The organism is Corynebacterium sp. ACRPZ, from assembly GCF_022346205.1.
Classification (GTDB): Bacteria; Actinomycetota; Actinomycetes; order Mycobacteriales; family Mycobacteriaceae; genus Corynebacterium; species Corynebacterium lehmanniae.
In genome coordinates this window covers 44,316-62,787 of sequence record NZ_JAKRMR010000004.1, presented here as the reverse complement: position 1 = coordinate 62,787, position 18,472 = coordinate 44,316, and the positions used below count along the sequence as shown (strand labels likewise).

Sequence of the window (18,472 nt, the reverse complement as noted above, 5' to 3'; positions counted from 1 at the left end):
CGGGTCTACCGTGTCCAGGTGTGAATCAACCAGCCCCGAAACCCGTTTTTCTCGGCTTCCCGGCGGACTCGCCAGCCGGCCGCTCCATCCTGGCGGGGCGCGAAACCCGCCCCGATTTCCCGCGCGAATGGTTCGAGTTCGTCCACCCGGACGACCCGAACCACATCTTCTCCATCGACCTGACCTGGGCGGAGGCCACCTGGTCCTGCCGCTTCGGCACCCCTGAGTGCCACGGCATCGACGAATCCAACCCGGCGGTGGGCTGCTGCATCCACGGCGCCTACATCGCGGACGAGGAAGACCGCGACACCGTCTACAACGCCGTGAAGGACATGCCGGCGAAGTACTGGCAGCTGCGGCCCGCAGAGACGGACGCCTACTTCGCGGCCAACGACCCGACGTGGCTCGAGCCGTGGCTGGAGTGGGACGAGGAAGATGACGCGCTCGACACCGAGCCCGACCCCGACGACGAAGAGGCCGGGCCCCACATCAAGACCAAAGTCGTCGACGGCGCCTGCATCTTCGCCAACCGCCCCGGCCACCCCACCGGCGCCGGCTGCGCGTTCCACCAGTTCGCCATGGCGAAGGGCCGCAACATCGTGGGCACCAAGCCGGAGGTGTGCTGGCAGGTGCCGTTTTCCCGCGAGGACGCGTGGGAGGAGCGCTCAGACGGCCAGGAGATTCTGCGCACCACCATCGGCGAGTACCACCGCCGTCAGTGGGGCGGCGGCGGAGAGGACTTCGACTGGTGGTGCACCTCCGCGCCCGCCTGCCACACCGGCGGCACGCCGATTTGGCAGTCGATGAAAGACGAGCTTGTCGCGCTGATCGGCGAAAAGCCGTATGGTGTCGTCGCTAAGCATTGCCAAAAGCGCGCCCAGCTCAGCGACGACCTCCGGGCCACCCACCCCGCAACCCAAGCCGCGCGCGAGTAGCCGCGCTTACGCTTCGAATTTGTAGCCCAGGCCGCGCACAGTGACGAGCTGGGTGGGTCGCGACGGCTGCGCCTCGATCTTCGTGCGCAGGCGCTTGACGTGCACGTCCAGGGTCTTGGTGTCGCCGACGTAATCGGCGCCCCAGATGCGGTCGATCAGCTGGCCGCGCGTGAGCACCCGGCCGGCGTTGCGCAGCAGGTACTCCAGCAGGTCGAACTCTTTGAGCGGCATGGGCACCGGCTGGCCGTCCACAAGCACCGTGTGGCGCTCCACGTCCATGGTCACGCGGCCGCCCTGCAGCAGCTGCTCGTCGTCCTCCTCGACCACCTCGGTCTCCGGGCCGCGGCGCAGCACCGCGCGGATGCGGGCGACCAGCTCGCGGGTGGAGTACGGCTTAGTCACGTAATCATCCGCGCCCAGCTCCAGGCCCACAACCTTGTCGATCTCGCTGTCGCGGGCGGTGACCATGATGATCGGCACCGAAGACTCGGCGCGCAGCTTCTTGCACACCTCCGTGCCGCTCATCCCCGGCAGCATCAGGTCCAGCAGCACCAGGTCGATGTCCTGGGAGGCGAATAGGTCCAGCCCCGCCTGCCCGTCTGCGGCCACAACCGCCTCGAAGCCTTCCTTGCGCAACAGGTAGGCCAAAGGGTCGGACAGCGATTCCTCGTCTTCAACGATGAGAATGGTCGTCACTTCACTCTTCCTTTTCTGCTCTGCCGGCGGCCTCGGGGTCATACAGGGGCAGCTCAATGGTGAACGTGGAGCCCGTCCCAGGCCTCGACCACAACGTAATGCTACCGCCATGGTTCGCCACCACATGCTTCACGATGGCCAAACCCAGCCCCGTGCCGCCCGTGGAACGCGAGCGCGCCTTATCCACCCTGTAGAACCGCTCGAACACGCGCTTCTGGTCCTCCGGCGCGATGCCGATGCCGCGATCCGTGACCCGGATCAGCACCACATTGTCGCGCACCAGCTTCTGTGTCACGCTCACCGGCTGCCCGCTCGGCGAATAGTTGATCGCGTTGGTGATCAGGTTGGACACCGCCACGGTGAGCATCGCCCGGTCCCCCATCACCCGCAGCCCCAAACGCTGGCCGCGGGTGAGTTCAATGCCGTGGTTTTCAGCGGCGACCAGGTTGCGGGCAACCGCGTCGTCCACGATGTCGTCCACACGCACCGGCGCCATGTCCGGCAGCGCCTCCGCGCCCTGAAGCTTGGACAGGGAGATCAGATCCGTGATCATCTCCCCCATGCGGTGGGCCTCCTTGTGCAGCTTGGTGCCGAAGTAGTCCACCATCTCTGGGTCCGTCGGGTCCTGCAGCAGTGCCTCGGCAAGAAGCGCAATGCCGCCGACCGGGGTTTTCAGTTCGTGGGAGACGTTTGCCACGAAGTCGCGGCGCGCGTTTTCCATGCGCACGTTTTCAGACTCGTCAGAGCCGTACACGATGGCGTAGGAGTTGTCCGTCAGCATCAGCGGCGCAATCAGCGCGCGCACGTTGCGGATACGGCTGCCCGTGGTGCGCTGCGGCAAATCCAGGTCCAGCACCTGCTCTTCCTGCTGCTCAAGGACCTCTTCGGCCACCTCGAGCACACGCGGGTTGACGCTACCGTCGTGCACGATGGACATGTCGTGGGCGCGCGCGTTGGACAGCATCACGTTGCCGGCGCGGTTGATGACAGCGATTCCGGTCGGCGAGCCCTGCGTAACCAGGTGAAGGACCTGGCTCACTGCGGCTGCGGTGTCGTCCTGCCCGCCGTCATCCGCCCGGTTGCGGGCACGCCAGCGAAGCGCCCGCTGGCCGAGCAGCACAGCGGGCACGGTCAGCGCGGCGCCGATGAAAAAAGCGAGAATCGGCGTCACGGTGTGATTCGAGGCTTACTTCTGCCCCTGGTTCGCCACAGCAGCGGCGCCAGCCTCAGCGGCCTCCGGGTCCAGGTAGGTGCCGCCCGGGTTGAGCACCTTGCCGTTTTCGTCGATCTCGTACACCAGCGGCATGCCAGTGGGGATGTTCAGCCCGGCGATCTCCTCGTCGGAGATGTTGTCCAGGTACTTCACCAGCGCGCGCAGCGAGTTGCCGTGCGCGGCGATCATGACGTTCTTGCCGGCCATGGCGTGCGGCGCGATGACGTCGATGTAGTACGGCAGGAAGCGCTCCACCACGTCCTTGAGGCACTCGGTGCGCGGCACCTCAGGCAGGAAGGCGTAGCGCGGGTCGTTGGTCTGCGCGTACTCGTTGTCCGTGTCAATCTCCGGCGGCGGGGTGTCGTAGGAGCGGCGCCACTGCATGAACTGCTCCTCGCCGAACTCCTCGCGGATCTCCGCCTTGTTCAGGCCCTGGAGCTTGCCGTAGTGGCGCTCGTTGAGGCGCCAGCTGCGCTCCACCGGGATCCAGTGGCGGTCAGCCGCGTTCAGCGAGATGTTCGCAGTGCGGATCGCGCGGCGCAGCAGCGAAGTGAACAGGATGTCCGGCAGGACACCCTTTTCTTCCATGAGCTTGCCGGCGTTGACGGCTTCGGCCTCGCCCTGTTCGGTCAGGTCCACATCGACCCAGCCGGTGAACTGGTTCGACTTGTTCCACTCGCTCTGCCCGTGGCGAACGAGAATCAGCTTTCCGTTACCCATGCCTTCAAGCATGCCACGGATGGGCGAAACTGTCGGGGGTTTGTCGGGGGTTTAGAGTCTGAAGGCATGTTTTCACCCCGCTCCGCTTCCGCCCTCGCCGCCAGCCTCGCCGCCGCCTGCGTCGCTCTCGCCTCCCCCGCCGCGCCCACCGCCGCCGCGGCAGCCCCCGCGCTCGCCGCTCCCGGCGCGCCGATCGCCATGCTCGACGAAGGCTCCGATTCCTTCGTCCACACCGCGCGGTGCAGCCAGGGCCCGGTTGGTACCGTGCGCACCCCGGACGGTGAGACGAAGCAGGTGATGATCACTGCGGCGCACTGCATGGAGTCCAAGAGCAAGACTGTCCGCCCGGTCGTGTTCGCGCCGCTGCGCGAAGGCGGGAAGGTGGCCTACCCGCGGGTGGGGGACGTCGATAGGCAACGCACCCCGTTTGAGCTGGGCAACGGCGAGTTGATGGACTTCTACCGCATCATCGACGAGCCCGACTGGGTCACGGTGCGTCTCGCACCTGGCGTGGAGGCGTCGGGCGCGTCGTCGTCGGTGGATCAGAAGGGCCGCGGCCCGTCCGCGCCGGCGGCGATCACGGGGGTGAAGGACTACCGCAACCTGCGCGGCGACGAGCTGATCAGCTTCGACAACGCCGGCCAACCCATTTGCAAGGACGGGATGCGCACCGGCCGCTCGTGCGGCGTGCAGATGTTCCGCACCCAGAACTTCGTGTGGCACTTCGGCGTGGGTTACGAGTCGGGCGATTCCGGCGGCATCAACTACGACCCGCGCACCGGCGAGGCTGTGGGGCTGAGCATCATCGGCTTCGGCCCGTTCGGCAACTCGCAGCAGGTGGATCGCGCACTTGAGGACGCCTACGGCATCCCCGACGGCCAGGTCAACGAAGCGTTCACCCCGGCAGCGCCTGCGCCGCGCGCCGATTTCGCGCCGCTGTACGAGGAGGTCGCGAATTTCTCGCCCAACAATGCACCGCAGCTTGTCGACGGCCCCCAGCCCCGCGAGCTGCTCGACCGCGCCGTGATGGGCGCCCAGGCGGACGCGGCGCGTTTCAGCGCGGAAGCCGCGCAGCTGCCGCAGGCCGAAAATCCGGTCGCGGCGGCGCAGGACCTCGCCGGTCGCGCGAACGCTGCGGTGCAGCAGCACGCGGGCGATGTGCGCGGCGCCGTCGACGCGTTCCTGCGCTAGATCACACCGCTGACCACCTGAAACGCGGGCGCGGCGGATTTACACTGGAGGTATGAAAACCCCTGCGTCTCTCGCCGCCGCAGCGCTGTTGTTGTGCCTGGCGGCGCCACTCTCCGCGCCCCTGGCGCACGCCGCGGAGCCTGCGCTCGCCGCCCCTGGCGCCCCCTTCCGCGTCCCCGCCGTCAACCCGCCCGCGCAGGCGGCCACGCCGTGGGGTGAGCGGCTCAACGCGCCCCCGGAGCTCTACACCGTCACCTGCTCGCAGGGCCCGACCGGCACCGTCGCCACCCCGACGGGCCCGCAACGCGTGATGCTCACCGCCTCGCATTGCGTGAACCGGATCCCCGGCATGCCTGAGCCGTCCACCGAGGTCACCGTGCCAGCCGGCGACAGCTACACCCGCATCGGCACCCGCGGCCCGAATAGCGGGCCCACCACCGAGACCCACTCGCTCGCCGATCTGCCCGCAGCGCTCACGGAACCCGACTGGGCGTTCGTGCGTATCGACGACTCCGCCACCGCCACGAACCTCTCCCACTCCCGCGACGCCGCCGGCGGTTCTGCGGGTGCCCCTGTGCAGCTCACCGGCATCCGCGACTACCGCACGCTTCGCCCCGGCGAGTACTCGGTGGACAACTTCGGCCAACCGATCTGCAAAGACGGCGCCACCACCGGACGGTCCTGCGGAAGGCAGATCGCCCGCGGCCGCGACACCGTCTACAGCGTCGGCGTCGCGGCGGAAATGGGCGATTCGGGCGGGGTGAACTTTGACCCGCGTGACGGCGCCGTCATCGGCACCTCCCATGGCGTGATCGGGCCGCTGTTCGTCTCCCAGGCCGCGGACCGCGCGCTCGAGGACGCCTACGGCATCCCCGACGGCCAGGTCAACCAGGCGTTCCAGATCGCAGGCACCGCCCCGCGCGCGGAGTTCACCACCAGTGGCGCGGAACGCGAACGCATCGACCGGGCCACGCGCGAGCTCAACCCCGGGTACGTCCCGCCGAACCCGAAGACGGAGCTGCGCCGCGCCGTAAACGAGGCGGGCCAAGCCGCCCACGAAACCGCGCGCCGGGCGCTGCGTGGCGGGGTGGACGCTGGTGAGGTTCAGCGGCTCGTCGAAAAGCATGGCAACGATATCGCCCTATGGGCCGGGTTTGCACGTTAAGGTAATTCTCATGCGATTCAGCCTTCGAACACCAGCAACAGCACTTGCAGCAGCCAGCATGCTCGCACTTCAGGCCCTCCCCGCGCCGGCGGAAGCCGCGCCCGCGCTCGTCGCACCCGGCGCGCCGATGCGAGGGTTCCCCCAGGACCCGCCGAAAACAATCGACCTGCCCAACGGCCAGAAACTGACCATGCCGCGCGACGGCTGGGCCGGCACCTGCTCCCAAGGCCCCAACGGCACCCTGCACCTGCCTGGCGAGGAACCGCAGCGTGTGATGCTCACTGTCTCCCATTGCGTGAACACCATGCCCGGCTTCCCGGAGGTGAAAAACGAGTTCTACGCCCCCGTGGGCACCGAGTACAAGCGCATCGGCGAGCGCGTGGCGTCCAACCACGTCACCCCGGAAGCCATGAACCTGAGCGACCCGATGCAGTCCATCCGCACCGCCGACTGGGGCGTGGTGCGCATCGACGACGGCGTGACCGAAACCGGCCTGTCCCACTCCCGCGACTTCAACGGCGGCGTGCAGGGCGAACCGGTGAAGATCACGCATGTGCGCGACTTCCGCACGCTCGCTCCGGGCGAGGTCTCGGTCGACAACTTCGGCCAGCCCATCTGCAAGGACGGCGCCACCACGGGCCGCACCTGCGCCAAGCAGATCGGCCGCACAAGAAACGGCATCTACAGCTGGGGGCTGAACTACGTGCAGGGCGACTCCGGCGGCGTGAACTTCGACCCCCGCGACGGCGCCGCCATCGGCGTGTCCTCCATGACGCTCGGGCCCCTCGGAAAGGCGCAGCCGGTGGACCGCATTATCGAGGACGCCTACGGCATCCCCGACGGCCACGTCAACGAAGTGTTCACCCCCACCGACTCCACCGCGCCGCGCGAGAACTTCACCACCTCCGGGGATGAGGAAGAGCGCGTCGCAGCCGAGATCGAGCGCCTCAACCCCGACTTCAAGCAGCCGGTGCCTCGCGACGAGCTCCGCAAGGCCGTCGACAACGCCCAACAGGAAGCAGCCGGCCTGGCGCAGAAGGCCTCGCAGGGCCAGTTCGACCCGGCGGAGATCAACCGCGCCATCGGATACCACTCCGACCGCATCGGCTATTGGGGCGGGGCATCCCTCGGCGAGGAGATCGGCAAGCGCCTCTAGCTACATTCCGCCCGCGTCCCGGGTGGCCTCGCCCGGGACGTAGCCGGACAGGGTGTCGGTGTAGACCTCTATCAGCTTGTCCGCCGAGGCGGCCCAGCTAAACGCTTTTGCGTGGCTGACGGCCTGTTCGCCCATGTGGATGCGCGTGGGATCGTCGATAAGCAATTGCTCCAGTGCTTGCGCCCACGCATCCGTGCCGTGGCCCTGAACCAGCAAGCCCGTCTCCCCGTCCGCGACCGCGAGCGGGAGGCCCCCGACGCGCGCCGCGACGACAGGAGTGCCCGCGGCCTGTGCCTCCACCGCCACGAGCCCGAAACTTTCGTTGTAGCTGGGCACGGCCACAATGTCCGCGGCCTGGTAAATGCTCACCAGCTCCTCCGGCGGGCGCGGCCCGAGGAAACGGGTGCAGCCGCCAATGCCTTCCGACGCCGCAAGCTCGCGGTAGCGCTCCACCGACGAGCCCGCGCCACTCGCGCCGCCGCAAATAATCACGCGCAGCGGGCCGTCAACCCGGCCGCGGCGCACCACCTCCCCCATCGCCTGGATCAGCACCTGCGGGCCCTTGAAATCCTGCAACCGGCCCACAAACGCCACCACCTTCGCGTGCAGCGGAATGCCCAGGTGGCGCCGCGCCAGCTCCGTGTTGCGGTTCGTGCCGGGAGTGAACAGATCCGTGTCCGCGCCGGGACTGACCACGGAAATCTTCGCCGGGTCCACGTCGTAGAAGCGCGCGAGCTCGCTCGTTTCATCCGGGGTGTTGACCACTAAGACCTCGGCGTTGTCCACCAACTGCTGCTCGCAGATACGGCGCGCCTCAGACTCTTCGGATTCGGTGGCGTAGGCGTTTTTCACCGCCGCCCAGGTGTGCCCGGTGTGCACCAGCGGGATGCCGGCCAGGTCCGCCAAGAGCCACCCCACCTGGCCGGAGAGCCAGTAGTGGGAATGGATCAGGTCGTAGTTTTCGTCGTTCGCGCGGGCGAACTGCACCACCCCGCCGGAAAATGCGGCGAGCTGGGTGGGCAGGTCGTGCTTCTCCAGCCCCTCGTAGGGCCCGGCCACCACGTTGATAACCCGGTAGCCGGGCTCCACCTCCACCACCTCGCCCTGGCTGGGGCGGGTGGCGCGGGTGAACACGTCCACCGTGGTGCCCTTGCGGGCCAGCTGGGTGGCGGTGTTGTGGACGTAGACGTTCATGCCGCCGGCGTCGCCGGTCCCCGGCTGCTCGAGCGGGGAGGTGTGCATTGAGATCATGGCGACGCGCATGCGGGCAAGATTAGCGCACACGGGTTTCACCTAGGTTCCTGACAGATCACGGCGGCCGTTTGCACCGACCTGGGCCGGAAGGGCCCGGCTGACAGATTCGGCCGCGAAGTGTCGGGGCGGGGCCGCGACGCCCGAACCGCACCCGTCAGAGCGCCGCGTGCCGGTGCCAGGAGCCGAAGTCCGCCGCGACCGTCGCCGCGAGGTGCTGGTACGCCTTCAACGTGGCGGGCGCGACGCGCTCCAGGTCCACCACGGCACCTTCGGCGAGGTGGCGGTCGTACGGGATGGTGTGCACTGCGCGGGCACGGGAGGCGAAGTGGTCGGCGACTTTGCCCATGTCGATGGTCGGCTTGCCCGGCGCGGACGCGGAAATGACCACCACGGCGTTGGCGGCGAGCTGGTCGTAGCCGTGCAGGTTCAGCCAGTCCAGGGTGGCGGAGGCCGACTGGGCGCCGTCCAGCGCGGGTGAGGTCACCAGCACCAGCGTGTTGGCCAGATCCAAAACTCCCGCCATGGCGGAGTGCATCAGGCCTGTGCCGCAGTCGGTGAGGATGACGTTGTAGTGGTGCTGCAGGATGTCGATGGCGCGGCGGTAGTCGTCCTCAGAGAACGCCTCGCTGACGGCCGGGTCGCGCTCGGAGCCGATGACTTCCAGGCGCGAGGATGCCTGGTTGGTGTAGGCGCGCACCTGGGGGTAGCGCTCCGTGCCCGGCGCCTGCAGCAGGTCGCGGATGGTCGCCGGCGGCGCGGTGGCGGCGCGCTGGGCCAGGGTGCCCAGGTCCGGGTTGGCGTCGATGGCGATGACGCGGTCGCCGCGGGTCTGCGCGAACACGCCGCCGAGCGCGACCGTGGTGGTGGTTTTGCCCACGCCGCCTTTCAGGCTCATCACGGCGATGCGGTAGTCGCCGCGCAGGGGTGCCCGGATGGCGTCGAAAAGCTGCTGCTGCTCCAGCTCCCGCCGGGAGCCTCCCGGGTTGATGCGGCCGCGCGTGGCGGAGTGGATGAGTTTGCGCCAGCCCTGCTTGGGCGGCGCCTTCACCGGGTCCACCAGGTTGGACTGGTCCAGCACTGCGGGCGGTGTGAGCTCAAACCCGGCATCGGTGTCGATGGACGGCTCGAAATAGGTAGTCATGGTTTCCCCCAATTCCCCCTCGAATGGTTTCGCGCCACAGCCTAGAGCAAACCCGCCCACCCTGCAGCGCAACAAACTTACCGCAACGTAGGTTACACTTGTCGCCAACTTGTTTTGCCCAACTAACAACAAGGAGGATTTCCGTGGGAGCCTTTGACACCAAAGCCTGGATCGACCACTACGCCGAGTGGACCGACCCCAACCCCGACATCGGGACGGACACCCTGGTCAGCTGGTTCAACCAGGCGGTGGCCATGCAGCCGAAGAGCACCGCCACCTGGTTCATGGGCAAAACGCTTACCTACAGCCAGCTCAACGAGCAGGTCGCCCGCGCCGCCGCAGCACTAACGCAACTCGGCGTGCGCCGCGGAGACCGCGTGGCCGTCGCGCTGCCGAATTGCCCGCAGCACGTCATCGCCGTCACCGCCATCCTGCGCCTCGGTGCGACCGTGGTGGAGCACAACCCGCTCTACACCGCGGCAGAACTGCAGCCGCAATTCGAAGACCACGGGGCGCGGGTAGCGATTGTCTTTGACAGGGTGGCGGAGACGTTTTCGTCGTTAAGCAAAAGCACCCAGCTTGAGACCGTGGTGGCAGTGAACATGCTCGAGGAAACCCCGCTGCACCTGCGCGCGGCGCTCGCGCTGCCCATTCCGCCGGTGACCAAGCTGCGCGCCGAGCTGACCAAACCCGCCCCCGGCGCGATGCCGTGGCGCGAGTTCATGCGCCAGCGCTCCCGCTCCGTGCACTTCCCGCAGATCACTCAGGACGCCACCGCGTTCATCCTTTACACCTCCGGCACCTCGGGCAGGCCCAAGGGCGCGCCGCTGACGCACGGCAACATCATCGCGGTGCTCAAGGCCGGCATGGAGTGGATGGAGGATTGGGGCGCGGTGCGCGAGAAGGTCCTCGGCGTGCTGCCAATGTTCCACATCTACGGCCTCGCGCTGAACTACGCGCTGCCGCTGAGCATCGGCGCGGAAATGGTGCTTGTGCCGGCGCCGAAACCGAAGCTCTACCAGGCCGCGATCACCAAAACGCGCCCCACAGTGCTGCCGGGCGTGCCCACCCTCTACGACAAGATTGTCGAGTGGGCGGTGGAAACCAACGCGGACCTGTCGTCCATCCACACCTCCGTCTCCGGCGCGTCCACCCTGCCCGTGGAAACCATCGAGCGCTGGGAAAACGCCACCGGCGGGCGCCTGATCGAGGGCTACGGGCTGACCGAAACCGCCCCGATCCTGGCCGGCAACCCCCTCGACGGCACGCGGCGGCCCGGCTACATCGGCCTGCCGTTTCCCAACACCGAGATCCGCATCGCCGACCCCGACGACCCGTCGCGCACCATGCCCGACGGCGAACCCGGCGAGCTGCTCGCGCGCGGGCCCCAGGTCTTTTCCGGCTACCTCAACAGCCCCGAAGCCAACGAGCGCGCGTTCCACGACGGCTGGTTCCGCACCGGCGACATGGCGGTGATGGAGCCGGACGGCTGGATCAAACTGGTCGCGCGCATCAAGGAAATGATCATCACCGGCGGCTTCAACGTCTACCCCGACGAGGTCGAAGGCGTGATGCGCAACCACCCGGACATCGAGGACATCGCAGTCGTGGGCCGCCCGCGCCCGGACGGCTCCGAGGATGTCGTCGCCTGCATCACGCTTATCGACGGCTCCGCCCTCGACCCCGACGGCCTCAAGGCCTACGCCCGGCAGCGCTTGACCCGCTACAAGGTCCCGCGCGACTTCTACCACTTTGACCAGCTCAACAGGGACCAGACCGGCAAGATCAGGCGGAGGGAAGTGCGCGACACGCTACTGCAGTTGCTTACGCAACCGTAGGTTACGGGCGGCAAAGCGCGTAGGGTGGTGCGCATGGCTCTCACCCCATCCAACGTCAACGACGTCAAACCCTGGCTGCAGTACTACCCCGAGTGGACCGCGCACTCGCTGGAATACGGCGAGAAAACCCTCGGCGAGCTGTACCAGGAAAACCTGTCGAAGAACGTCTCGCGCATCGCCACCCGCTTCTTCGGCCGCACCCAAACCTTCGGCGAGCTCGACCGCGAGGTGCGCCGCGCCGCCGCCGGCCTGAAAGCGTTCGGCGTGCGCCCCGGCGACCGCGTGGCCATCATGCTGCCCAACTGCCCCCAGCACGTCGCCGCCTTCTTCGCCGTGCAGATGATCGGCGGCGTGGTGGTGGAGCACAACCCGCTCTACACCGCGCACGAGCTTCGCCCCCAGTTCATCGACCACGGCGCCCGCGTCGCCATCGCCTGGGACAAAGCCGCCGACACGCTGGAGAAGCTGCGCGCGGACACCCCGCTGGAAACCGTGGTCAGCGTGAACATGACCAAGGCCATGCCGCGCGCTCAGCAGCTCGCCCTGCGCATCCCGCTGCCCAAGATCCTGGAGGCCCGTGGAGCGCTCACCGCCACCAGCAAGAACACCTCCCTGCACACGGTGCCCTGGGAGTCGCTGACCAGCTCTGCCATCGGCGGATTAGGCGCCGACCTGAAAACGCCCGAGGAGGTCACCGCGGACTCCACCGCCGTGATCCTCTACACCTCCGGCACCACAGGCACCCCGAAGGGCGCCGCATTGTCGCACCGCAACCTCATCGCCAATCCGCTGCAGGGCCAGGCCTGGGTCAAGGAGCTGCAGGAAGGCAACCAGCGCATGCTGGCCACCCTGCCGTTCTTCCACGCCTACGGACTGACGTTCTCCCTGACCCTGACCATGCTGATCGGCTCCGAACTCGTGCTGCTGCCGGCGCCCAAGATGGACCTGATCATGAAGGCCATCCGCATCACCCCGCCCACCTTCGTCCCGGGCGTGCCCACCGTCTTCGAGCGCATCGTGAAAACGGCGAAGAAGAAAAACGTGGACCTCTCCGACGTCAAAATCGGCTTCTCCGGTGCGTCGTCCCTACCCGCCGAGGTCATCGAGGAGTGGGAGCGCGCCACCGGCGGCCGCCTCGTCGAGGGCTACGGGCTCACCGAAACCTCCCCGATTATCGTGGGCAACCCCGAATCCTCGGACCGCCGCCCCGGCTACATCGGCATCCCCTTCCCCGACACCCAGATCCGCATTGTCAACCCCGACAACCCGGACGAGGACATGCCGTTCGGCGAAGCCGGCGAGATCCTGGCCAAGGGCCCCCAGGTCTTCTCCGGCTACTTCAACAACCCGGAGGCCACCGAAAAGGTCTTCCACGACGGCTGGTTCCGCACCGGCGACATGGGGATCATGGAGGAAGACGGCTTTATCAAGCTGGTCTCCCGCATCAAGGAGCTCATCATCACCGGCGGCTTCAACGTCTACCCGGCCGAGGTCGAGGAAGTCATCCGCACCCACCCGGACGTCGCTGATGTCGCGGTCGTGGGCCGCCCGCGCGCCGACGGTTCCGAGGATGTCGTCGCATGCATCGTGCTTAACGACGGCTCCGCCCTCGACCCCGACGGCCTCAAAGACTTCGCCCGCGAGCGCCTCACCCGCTACAAGGTCCCGCGCACGTTCTACCACTTCGACGAGCTGGCGAAGGACCAAATGGGCAAGATCCGCCGCCGCGAGGTGCGCGACGACCTGCTGTCCAAGCTCGCCGAGCGCTAGCGCTTCAGCGGCGCGGCCGCGGCGGAGGCGGGGCTGGAGCACGGAGCGGGCTGGGCCCGACGCCTAGAGGCCGACCCAGACGGGCTCGGGGTGCAGCTCCACCCCGAACGCGTCGCGGACCTGCGCCTGCACGCGGCGGGCAAGATCGACGATGTCGGCCGCGCGGGCGTTACCGCGGTTGGTCAGGGCGAGGGTGTGCTTGGTGGACAGGCGCGCCGGGGCATCCTCGCCGGGGAAGCCGCGGTGGCAGCCGGCGCGCTCGATGAGCCAGGCCGCCGAGAGCTTCTCCTTGCCGTCGCCGGCGGCGAAGCGCGGCATCGACTCCTCCCCCACGTGGGCGGCGATCTCGTTGGCAAGCGCTGTAGGCACCACGGGGTTGGTGAAAAACGAGCCGGCGGACCAGGTGTCGTGGTCGGCGGCATCGAGCACCATGCCTTTGGCCCGGCGCGTCTCCAACACCGAGGCACGCGCCTCGGCCAAGGGGACGCGCTTTCCGCCCAAGTGGCGCAGGGGGATGGAGTCGTCGGTCTTTTCCAGCTGCAGCTCAATCTCCAGCACCACGGCCCGCGAGGTGAACTTCAGGTTGGAGTACCGGTACGCCAGATCCAGCGAAGAGGCGGGCACCCACTCGTCCACGCCCGTCTCGCGGTCCCAAAGCCGCACGCGGGTGAGCACGTCGGCGATCTCCGCGCCGTAGGCTCCCACGTTCTGCACCGGGGTCGCGCCCGCGGAGCCCGGGATGCCGGACAGGGCCTCAATGCCGCCGAGTCCGTGCTCCACCGCGTAGGCGACTACTGCGTCCCATTCGGTGCCGGCTTGGATGCGCAACCGGAGGTCGTCGATAGGCAAGATGCCCTCATTGCGCACAAGCACCGCCGCGAGATCAAGATCACCGTCCGCGACGACCAGGTTGGAGCCGCCGCCGACGACCAAAAGCGGGGTCCGGTCGCGGTCGAGCTTGGCCACGGTTTCGGCGATCTCGTCGGCACTATGGCACTCGTAGGCCGCGGCCGGGGTGCCGCCGACGCGCAGCGTGGTCAGGGAGGCGAATGATGGGGCAATCACGTCCACAACGGTAGTCTGTGAGCCATGACTGCACGTAGTGAGATCACTGTGAACATCAACCAGCCGATCGAGAAGGTCGCGCAGGCCTACAGCACCCGCGAATACTGGGAGTTCATCGCCGAGAAGCTCTCCCCGGAGCCGGGCGAGCTCCACGAGTTCGCGGACAACACCGCCACCCTGTTTGAGATCCTGCCCAAGTCCATCCTCCCGGAGGCCGCGCAGGCCATGGTCTCCCAGGACCTGAAGCTCAAGCGCGTGGTCACCGTCGGCGAGCTGGACGGCGACACCGCCAAGCACACCATGACCGGCGACGTGAAGGGCACCCCGGTGGACCTGGGCGCCGAGTACACCGCCACCCGCGACGGCGATAACACCAAGCTGGACTACGAGCTCGAGGCGAAGGTGAACATCCCGTTCATGGGTGCCGCGCTGGAGCCGAAGGTGGCCGACGCGCTCGAGGAGATCGTGGAAAACGAGGCGAAGCTGACCGAGCAGTGGATTAGCGAGAACCTCTAATTCCCCACTACCACAACCTGCGCGCCACCCCGGGTGCCGCCGGCAAGCCCTACGGGGTGATCACCCGCGGCACCACCGGGGTGAATCGTTTGCGCAGGTCAGACCGCTGGACCCGCTTCAACCCGCGGGTCCAGTCCCTTTTGCGCTCCGCCGCCGCGCCGCTGGCGGTGGACGTGGGTTACGGCGCGTCGCACACCACCACCGTGGAGTGGGCCGGGTGGCTGCGCCAGATCCGCCCCGACATCGAGGTCGTGGGCCTGGAGATCAACCCCGAGCGCGTCCTGCCGCCTCGCGACGGCGTCCGCTTCGAACTCGGCGGCTTCGAACTCGCCGGCTACCGCCCCCACCTCGTGCGCGCGTTCAACGTGCTGCGTCAATACGACGTAGACCAGGTCCCGGACGTGTGGCGCACGGTGTGCGCGGGGCTCGCCCCCGGCGGCCTCTTCATCGAGGGCACCTGCGACGAGCTGGGGCGGCGTTGCGCATGGCTGCTTCTCGACGCCTCCGGTCCCCGCACGCTGACCTTGTCCTGGGACCCCTTCCACACCTCGAAACCCTCGGACGTGGCGGAACGGCTGCCCAAGGCGCTGATCCACCGCAACGTGCCAGGCGAGCCGATCCACCAGTTCCTGGTTGATGCGGACGCGGCCTGGGAGCGCGCCAGCGGCTGGGACCCGCACGGCCCGCGCGTGCGGTGGCGCCACGCCCTGGAAGACCTGGCCCGGGACTGGCCGGTGCACCCCCAGCGGCGCCGCCTGGCCGACAACTTTGTCACTGTGGATTGGCTGGCAGTCGCTCCTGCTTCGTAAACTGGCCCGCATGAAAACTGCGTGGAAAGTTGTCCTATCGATCATCGTGGCGGTGCTGCTGCTGTTCATCGTGGCGGAGGCAGGCATCCGGGCGTTCGTCGCCCACCAGGTCACCTCCCAGGCCCCGGAAGGCACGTCCGTGTCCTTCGGCGCCAGCCCCGTGACCATCGGCCTGCTCGGCGGCAAGTTCCCCCACATGACCGTGGACCAGCAGTCCGACCTCCAGATCAACGGCGACCAGATCACCGGCAACCCGGCGTCCGTGGTGGACATGGACAACGTGCGCCTGAACAACGGCGAGCCGGTGGCCGAGTCCGTGCGCCTGACCACGGAGCTGCCCAACGACTTCGTGCGCGCCATGCTGAACCAGCAGATTCAGGATCAGATCGGCGACAACTTCCTCGCCAACGTGATCACCGTTTCCGACGTGGTGTCCAACGAAGACGCCGGCACGTTCTCCATCGTGTTCACCTCCGGTGCCGCGGGGATTGAGCTGCAGCCGGAGATGCGGGACGGCCAGCTGACGTTCAAGGCCCGCAGCACCGAGTTGTTCGGCTTCGCCCTGCCTGACGACGTCGCCGACGCCATCAGCTCCGCCATGTCCCAGGGTGTCGCGCAAGAGGCCACCGGCGGGATGAGCGTGGAAGACTTCACGGTCATCCCCGGTGGCCTCCGGGTCACGGTTTCGGGCGAGAACGTCAACTTCAAGGAGCTGCAGGACATGCAGCAGTCCCAGCAGCTGCCGGGCCAGCCGGAGCAGGCGCTCCAGCAGCCCCAGCAGCCCGAGTCGCAGCCGGCGTAACCGCCGCTGCGGCGCGCTTTACCAGCCGTAGTCGCCGTTTACGATGCGCTGGATCTGCGGGCGTACGTCGAAGAAGTAGATGCCGATGGCCACTGCGCCGAACCACGCGATGAACGGGAAGCGCAGCAGGCACGCCAACGCCGCCAGCACCAGGATGCCCACCCAGGCGCCCTTGGACTGCCGGTTCGCCGCCTCGAAGGCGTCGGCGCGCGTGGTGGCCGCCATGACAGCCCCGACGATGCCGGCGATGCCCACCACCACCATCAGCGCCATCCCGACGCGGGACGGCAGCATCATAATCTGGTGAATTTGGCTGACAGCGGCGGTATCCATGGTGTTTACTTCTTCAGGTCCTCGACGTTGACGGTGGTGTCGTTCTTGGTGTTGTCCACAACTTCGCCGTCGATGATATCGCCGCCGGTCTTCTCTCCGGCGAACTGGTCCTGGACGCGCTGCACCAGGCCCTCGAAGCGGGCGCGCAGGTCGTCCACGGTGCCCTCAATGCCCTCGGTCTGGGTGCTGTCGAGGCGCTCGTTGAACGCGGCGCGCGCATCGTCGATAGTGCTGCGCAGCTTCGCCTTCACGTCGTCGGTGAACTGCAGGTCGCGCTCGCGCAGGCTGTTGAAGAGCTTCTCCGCCTCGTCCGTGAAGTTGGTGGCGGCGCCGCGCACCTCGCCCTCAGTGTTCGCGTTGCTCAGGTTCTGGCGCGCGTCCTCCGTGGCGGTCTTAAAGCGGTCCGACAGCTCGCCGGTGGCCCTCGTCAGCGCCGCACCGATAGCGGAGCCAGCGGACAGCAGCGCGTCGCCGGCCTCGCGGAGGTTGTTGCGCACCTCGTCGCCTGTGTTGTTTTCGGTGTTGTTGTTGAGGTTGGTGTTCTCGGTCATCATTCGCTCCTTCGCTAGTAGAAGATCAGTTGCGAACCAGTGTAAATAGCTAGCCCGGCCAGTGCACCGACGATTGTGCCGTTGAGGCGGATGAACTGCAGGTCTTTGCCCACCATGAGCTCAATTTTCTCCGCCGCTTCCTCGCCGTCCCAGCGCTCGATGGTCTCCGCAATGATGCCCACGATCTGGTCGGCGCCGTTGTCCGCGGCGAAGTGCGTGGCCTTCTCCAGGGCCCGCTCTGCGTCGGCGCGCACCGCAGGGTCGTCGACAAGCTTTCGCCCCCACTCGCGCGCCGAAGCAGCAGCTTTACGACGAAGCCCGCTTCGCCCATCCGACGCTTGCGCCACAATCGACGCCGAGATTTGCTCCCAGATGCTGCCCGCCGCGGACGTGACCGCGCCGGAGCCCATGATGTCGGCCTTGAGCGCCTCCACCCGCGAGATCATCTCGCCGTCGAACTGGAGGTCCTGGGCGAACTGGTTGATCTGGCGGCGGATCGCCCGGCGCGCCTCGTGGTGCGGGTTCGTGTCCACGTCCTCCATGAACGCGACCATCTCGTCGTAGACGCGCTGGCCCACCAGCTCCTTGGCAAAACGCGGGGCCCAGCGCGGCATCCGCTCGTCGATCATGGTGACCACGGTCTCTTCCATGCCGTCGACCTTGCGGCGCCCCCAGGCGACAATGTCGTCCACCACCGGATCCACCTTGCCGTCCGCGATCAGCCCCTCCAGGGTGCGGCCCAACGGCGGGCCCCAGATCGGCTCGGCCAAACGGTCGATGAGCTGGGTGTTGATGAACGCCTCCGCCTCCTTCGGATCGATGCCCTCGACCATGCGGACGGTGAACTTGCCGGCCTCCTCGCTGACACGCTCCGCGTTCTCCGGCTTGGCAAGCCAGCGCCCCACCCGCTCCGGGATGCCGGCAGCCATGACCTTGTCGGTAATCGTGCGGGCGTTGAGGAAGTTCTCGGACACAAAGTCGCTGAGCACCCCGGCGACCTGGTCCTTCTTCCGCGGGATGATCGCGGTGTGCGGGATGGGGATGCCCATCGGGTACGTAAACAGCGCGGTGACGGCGAACCAGTCCGCCAAACCGCCGACCATGCCCGCCTCCGCGGCGGCGCGGACGTAGCCGATCCAGGCCGCGCCGTTGCCCTGGGACTGCGCCCACGAGCACGACAGGAACACCACCGCCATCAGGCCCAGAAGACTGGTCACCGCGATCTTGTGCTTGCGCAGCACGCGGCGGCGCTCGTCCTCGTTTGTGGGGGTGGGCATCATGGAAAGCTGCTCGCTCATGCCCATGATTAAAGCAGGC

At 67.6% G+C, this 18,472-nt stretch carries 18 protein-coding genes; 9 read left to right on the top strand and 9 right to left on the bottom strand.

The genetic code is table 11. The features are described 5' to 3' along the window. The first annotated feature begins 20 nt into the window (after positions 1-20). A complete protein-coding gene (locus MHX64_RS03915; RefSeq protein WP_239355951.1) occupies positions 21-935 on the top strand; it encodes a hypothetical protein in 915 nt (304 codons plus the stop codon). Between the two features lie 6 nt (positions 936-941). Here the strand turns inward: MHX64_RS03915 and MHX64_RS03910 are convergent, their stop codons facing one another. From MHX64_RS03910 to MHX64_RS03900, 3 genes are read right to left on the bottom strand one after another with little or no spacing between them, the layout of a single operon-like run. Further along, positions 942-1,631 carry a response regulator transcription factor gene (locus tag MHX64_RS03910; RefSeq protein ID WP_181889699.1) on the bottom strand — a complete coding sequence of 230 codons (690 nt, stop codon included), beginning with the start codon at positions 1,629-1,631 and terminating at the stop codon, positions 942-944. A 1-nt stretch (position 1,632) separates the two neighbouring features. Next, entirely contained in the window at positions 1,633-2,802 is a 1,170-nt protein-coding gene (locus MHX64_RS03905; protein ID WP_239355952.1) for an ATP-binding protein, read from the bottom strand. A 15-nt stretch (positions 2,803-2,817) separates the two neighbouring features. Next, positions 2,818-3,564 carry a phosphoglyceromutase gene (locus MHX64_RS03900; RefSeq protein ID WP_239355953.1) on the bottom strand — a complete coding sequence of 249 codons (747 nt, stop codon included), beginning with the start codon at positions 3,562-3,564 and terminating at the stop codon, positions 2,818-2,820. Between the two features lie 66 nt (positions 3,565-3,630). On the opposite strand from MHX64_RS03900, the gene MHX64_RS03895 reads away from it, so the two are divergent. From MHX64_RS03895 to MHX64_RS03885, 3 genes are read left to right on the top strand one after another with little or no spacing between them, the layout of a single operon-like run. After that, positions 3,631-4,755, top strand: a complete 1,125-nt coding sequence (locus MHX64_RS03895; protein ID WP_239355954.1) for a S1 family peptidase — start codon at positions 3,631-3,633, stop codon at positions 4,753-4,755. A 52-nt stretch (positions 4,756-4,807) separates the two neighbouring features. Further along, a complete protein-coding gene (locus tag MHX64_RS03890) occupies positions 4,808-5,920 on the top strand; it encodes a S1 family peptidase (protein ID WP_239355955.1) in 1,113 nt (370 codons plus the stop codon). A gap of 58 nt (positions 5,921-5,978) precedes the next feature. After that, the gene (locus tag MHX64_RS03885) at positions 5,979-7,076 is read left to right on the top strand and encodes a S1 family peptidase (RefSeq protein ID WP_239355956.1); all 1,098 of its coding nucleotides are present in this window, start codon (positions 5,979-5,981) and stop codon (positions 7,074-7,076) included. On the opposite strand, the gene mshA is transcribed toward MHX64_RS03885, so the two are convergent. Continuing rightward, positions 7,077-8,339, bottom strand: a complete 1,263-nt coding sequence (gene mshA / locus MHX64_RS03880; protein ID WP_239355957.1) for a D-inositol-3-phosphate glycosyltransferase — start codon at positions 8,337-8,339, stop codon at positions 7,077-7,079. Between the two features lie 145 nt (positions 8,340-8,484). Continuing rightward, positions 8,485-9,471: a MinD/ParA family protein gene (locus MHX64_RS03875; RefSeq protein ID WP_239355958.1), complete on the bottom strand. Its 987-nt coding sequence runs from the start codon at positions 9,469-9,471 to the stop codon at positions 8,485-8,487. A 143-nt stretch (positions 9,472-9,614) separates the two neighbouring features. Here MHX64_RS03875 and MHX64_RS03870 point away from each other — a divergent pair, with 143 nt between their 5' ends. After that, positions 9,615-11,309: a long-chain-fatty-acid--CoA ligase gene (locus MHX64_RS03870; RefSeq protein WP_181889691.1), complete on the top strand. Its 1,695-nt coding sequence runs from the start codon at positions 9,615-9,617 to the stop codon at positions 11,307-11,309. Positions 11,310-11,342: 33 nt separating this feature from the next. Further along, positions 11,343-13,079, top strand: a complete 1,737-nt coding sequence (locus tag MHX64_RS03865; protein WP_239355959.1) for a long-chain-fatty-acid--CoA ligase — start codon at positions 11,343-11,345, stop codon at positions 13,077-13,079. A gap of 63 nt (positions 13,080-13,142) precedes the next feature. Here MHX64_RS03865 and MHX64_RS03860 read toward each other — a convergent pair whose 3' ends face one another. Then, the gene (locus MHX64_RS03860) at positions 13,143-14,150 is read right to left on the bottom strand and encodes a UDP-N-acetylmuramate dehydrogenase (protein WP_239355960.1); all 1,008 of its coding nucleotides are present in this window, start codon (positions 14,148-14,150) and stop codon (positions 13,143-13,145) included. Between the two features lie 18 nt (positions 14,151-14,168). On the opposite strand from MHX64_RS03860, the gene MHX64_RS03855 reads away from it, so the two are divergent. From MHX64_RS03855 to MHX64_RS03845, 3 genes are read left to right on the top strand one after another with little or no spacing between them, the layout of a single operon-like run. Next, positions 14,169-14,660 carry a DUF2505 domain-containing protein gene (locus MHX64_RS03855; RefSeq protein WP_239355962.1) on the top strand — a complete coding sequence of 164 codons (492 nt, stop codon included), beginning with the start codon at positions 14,169-14,171 and terminating at the stop codon, positions 14,658-14,660. Continuing rightward, positions 14,660-15,469 (top strand): class I SAM-dependent methyltransferase, encoded by an 810-nt coding sequence (locus MHX64_RS03850; protein WP_239356008.1) that lies wholly within the window; start codon positions 14,660-14,662, stop codon positions 15,467-15,469. The genes MHX64_RS03855 and MHX64_RS03850 overlap by 1 nt, the downstream gene beginning before the upstream one ends. A 10-nt stretch (positions 15,470-15,479) precedes the next feature. After that, positions 15,480-16,271, top strand: coding sequence for a DUF2993 domain-containing protein (locus MHX64_RS03845; RefSeq protein WP_239355963.1), 792 nt, complete (start codon positions 15,480-15,482; stop codon positions 16,269-16,271). 18 nt (positions 16,272-16,289) lie between these two features. On the opposite strand, the gene MHX64_RS03840 is transcribed toward MHX64_RS03845, so the two are convergent. From MHX64_RS03840 to MHX64_RS03830, 3 genes are read right to left on the bottom strand one after another with little or no spacing between them, the layout of a single operon-like run. Next, a complete protein-coding gene (locus MHX64_RS03840) occupies positions 16,290-16,565 on the bottom strand; it encodes a DUF2516 family protein (protein ID WP_239356010.1) in 276 nt (91 codons plus the stop codon). A 44-nt stretch (positions 16,566-16,609) separates the two neighbouring features. After that, positions 16,610-17,155, bottom strand: coding sequence for a CGLAU_01105 family protein (locus tag MHX64_RS03835; RefSeq protein ID WP_239355964.1), 546 nt, complete (start codon positions 17,153-17,155; stop codon positions 16,610-16,612). A 14-nt stretch (positions 17,156-17,169) separates the two neighbouring features. Further along, positions 17,170-18,453: a DUF445 domain-containing protein gene (locus tag MHX64_RS03830; RefSeq protein WP_181889687.1), complete on the bottom strand. Its 1,284-nt coding sequence runs from the start codon at positions 18,451-18,453 to the stop codon at positions 17,170-17,172. Positions 18,454-18,472 lie beyond the last annotated feature (19 nt).

Bases quoted from the DNA above. Each gene is read 5' to 3' on its own strand.
- mshA (WP_239355957.1), bottom strand. From the start codon at position 8,339: ATGCGCGTCGCCATGATCTCAATGCACACCTCCCCGCTCGAGCAGCCG.
- MHX64_RS03855 (WP_239355962.1), top strand. From the start codon at position 14,169: ATGACTGCACGTAGTGAGATCACTGTGAACATCAACCAGCCGATCGAG.
- MHX64_RS03890 (WP_239355955.1), top strand. From the start codon at position 4,808: ATGAAAACCCCTGCGTCTCTCGCCGCCGCAGCGCTGTTGTTGTGCCTG.
- MHX64_RS03840 (WP_239356010.1), bottom strand. From the start codon at position 16,565: ATGCTGCCGTCCCGCGTCGGGATGGCGCTGATGGTGGTGGTGGGCATC.
- MHX64_RS03845 (WP_239355963.1), top strand. From the start codon at position 15,480: ATGAAAACTGCGTGGAAAGTTGTCCTATCGATCATCGTGGCGGTGCTG.
- MHX64_RS03875 (WP_239355958.1), bottom strand. From the start codon at position 9,471: ATGACTACCTATTTCGAGCCGTCCATCGACACCGATGCCGGGTTTGAG.
- MHX64_RS03830 (WP_181889687.1), bottom strand. From the start codon at position 18,453: ATGAGCGAGCAGCTTTCCATGATGCCCACCCCCACAAACGAGGACGAG.
- MHX64_RS03865 (WP_239355959.1), top strand. From the start codon at position 11,343: ATGGCTCTCACCCCATCCAACGTCAACGACGTCAAACCCTGGCTGCAG.
- MHX64_RS03895 (WP_239355954.1), top strand. From the start codon at position 3,631: ATGTTTTCACCCCGCTCCGCTTCCGCCCTCGCCGCCAGCCTCGCCGCC.
- MHX64_RS03900 (WP_239355953.1), bottom strand. From the start codon at position 3,564: ATGGGTAACGGAAAGCTGATTCTCGTTCGCCACGGGCAGAGCGAGTGG.
- MHX64_RS03835 (WP_239355964.1), bottom strand. From the start codon at position 17,155: ATGACCGAGAACACCAACCTCAACAACAACACCGAAAACAACACAGGC.
- MHX64_RS03885 (WP_239355956.1), top strand. From the start codon at position 5,979: ATGCTCGCACTTCAGGCCCTCCCCGCGCCGGCGGAAGCCGCGCCCGCG.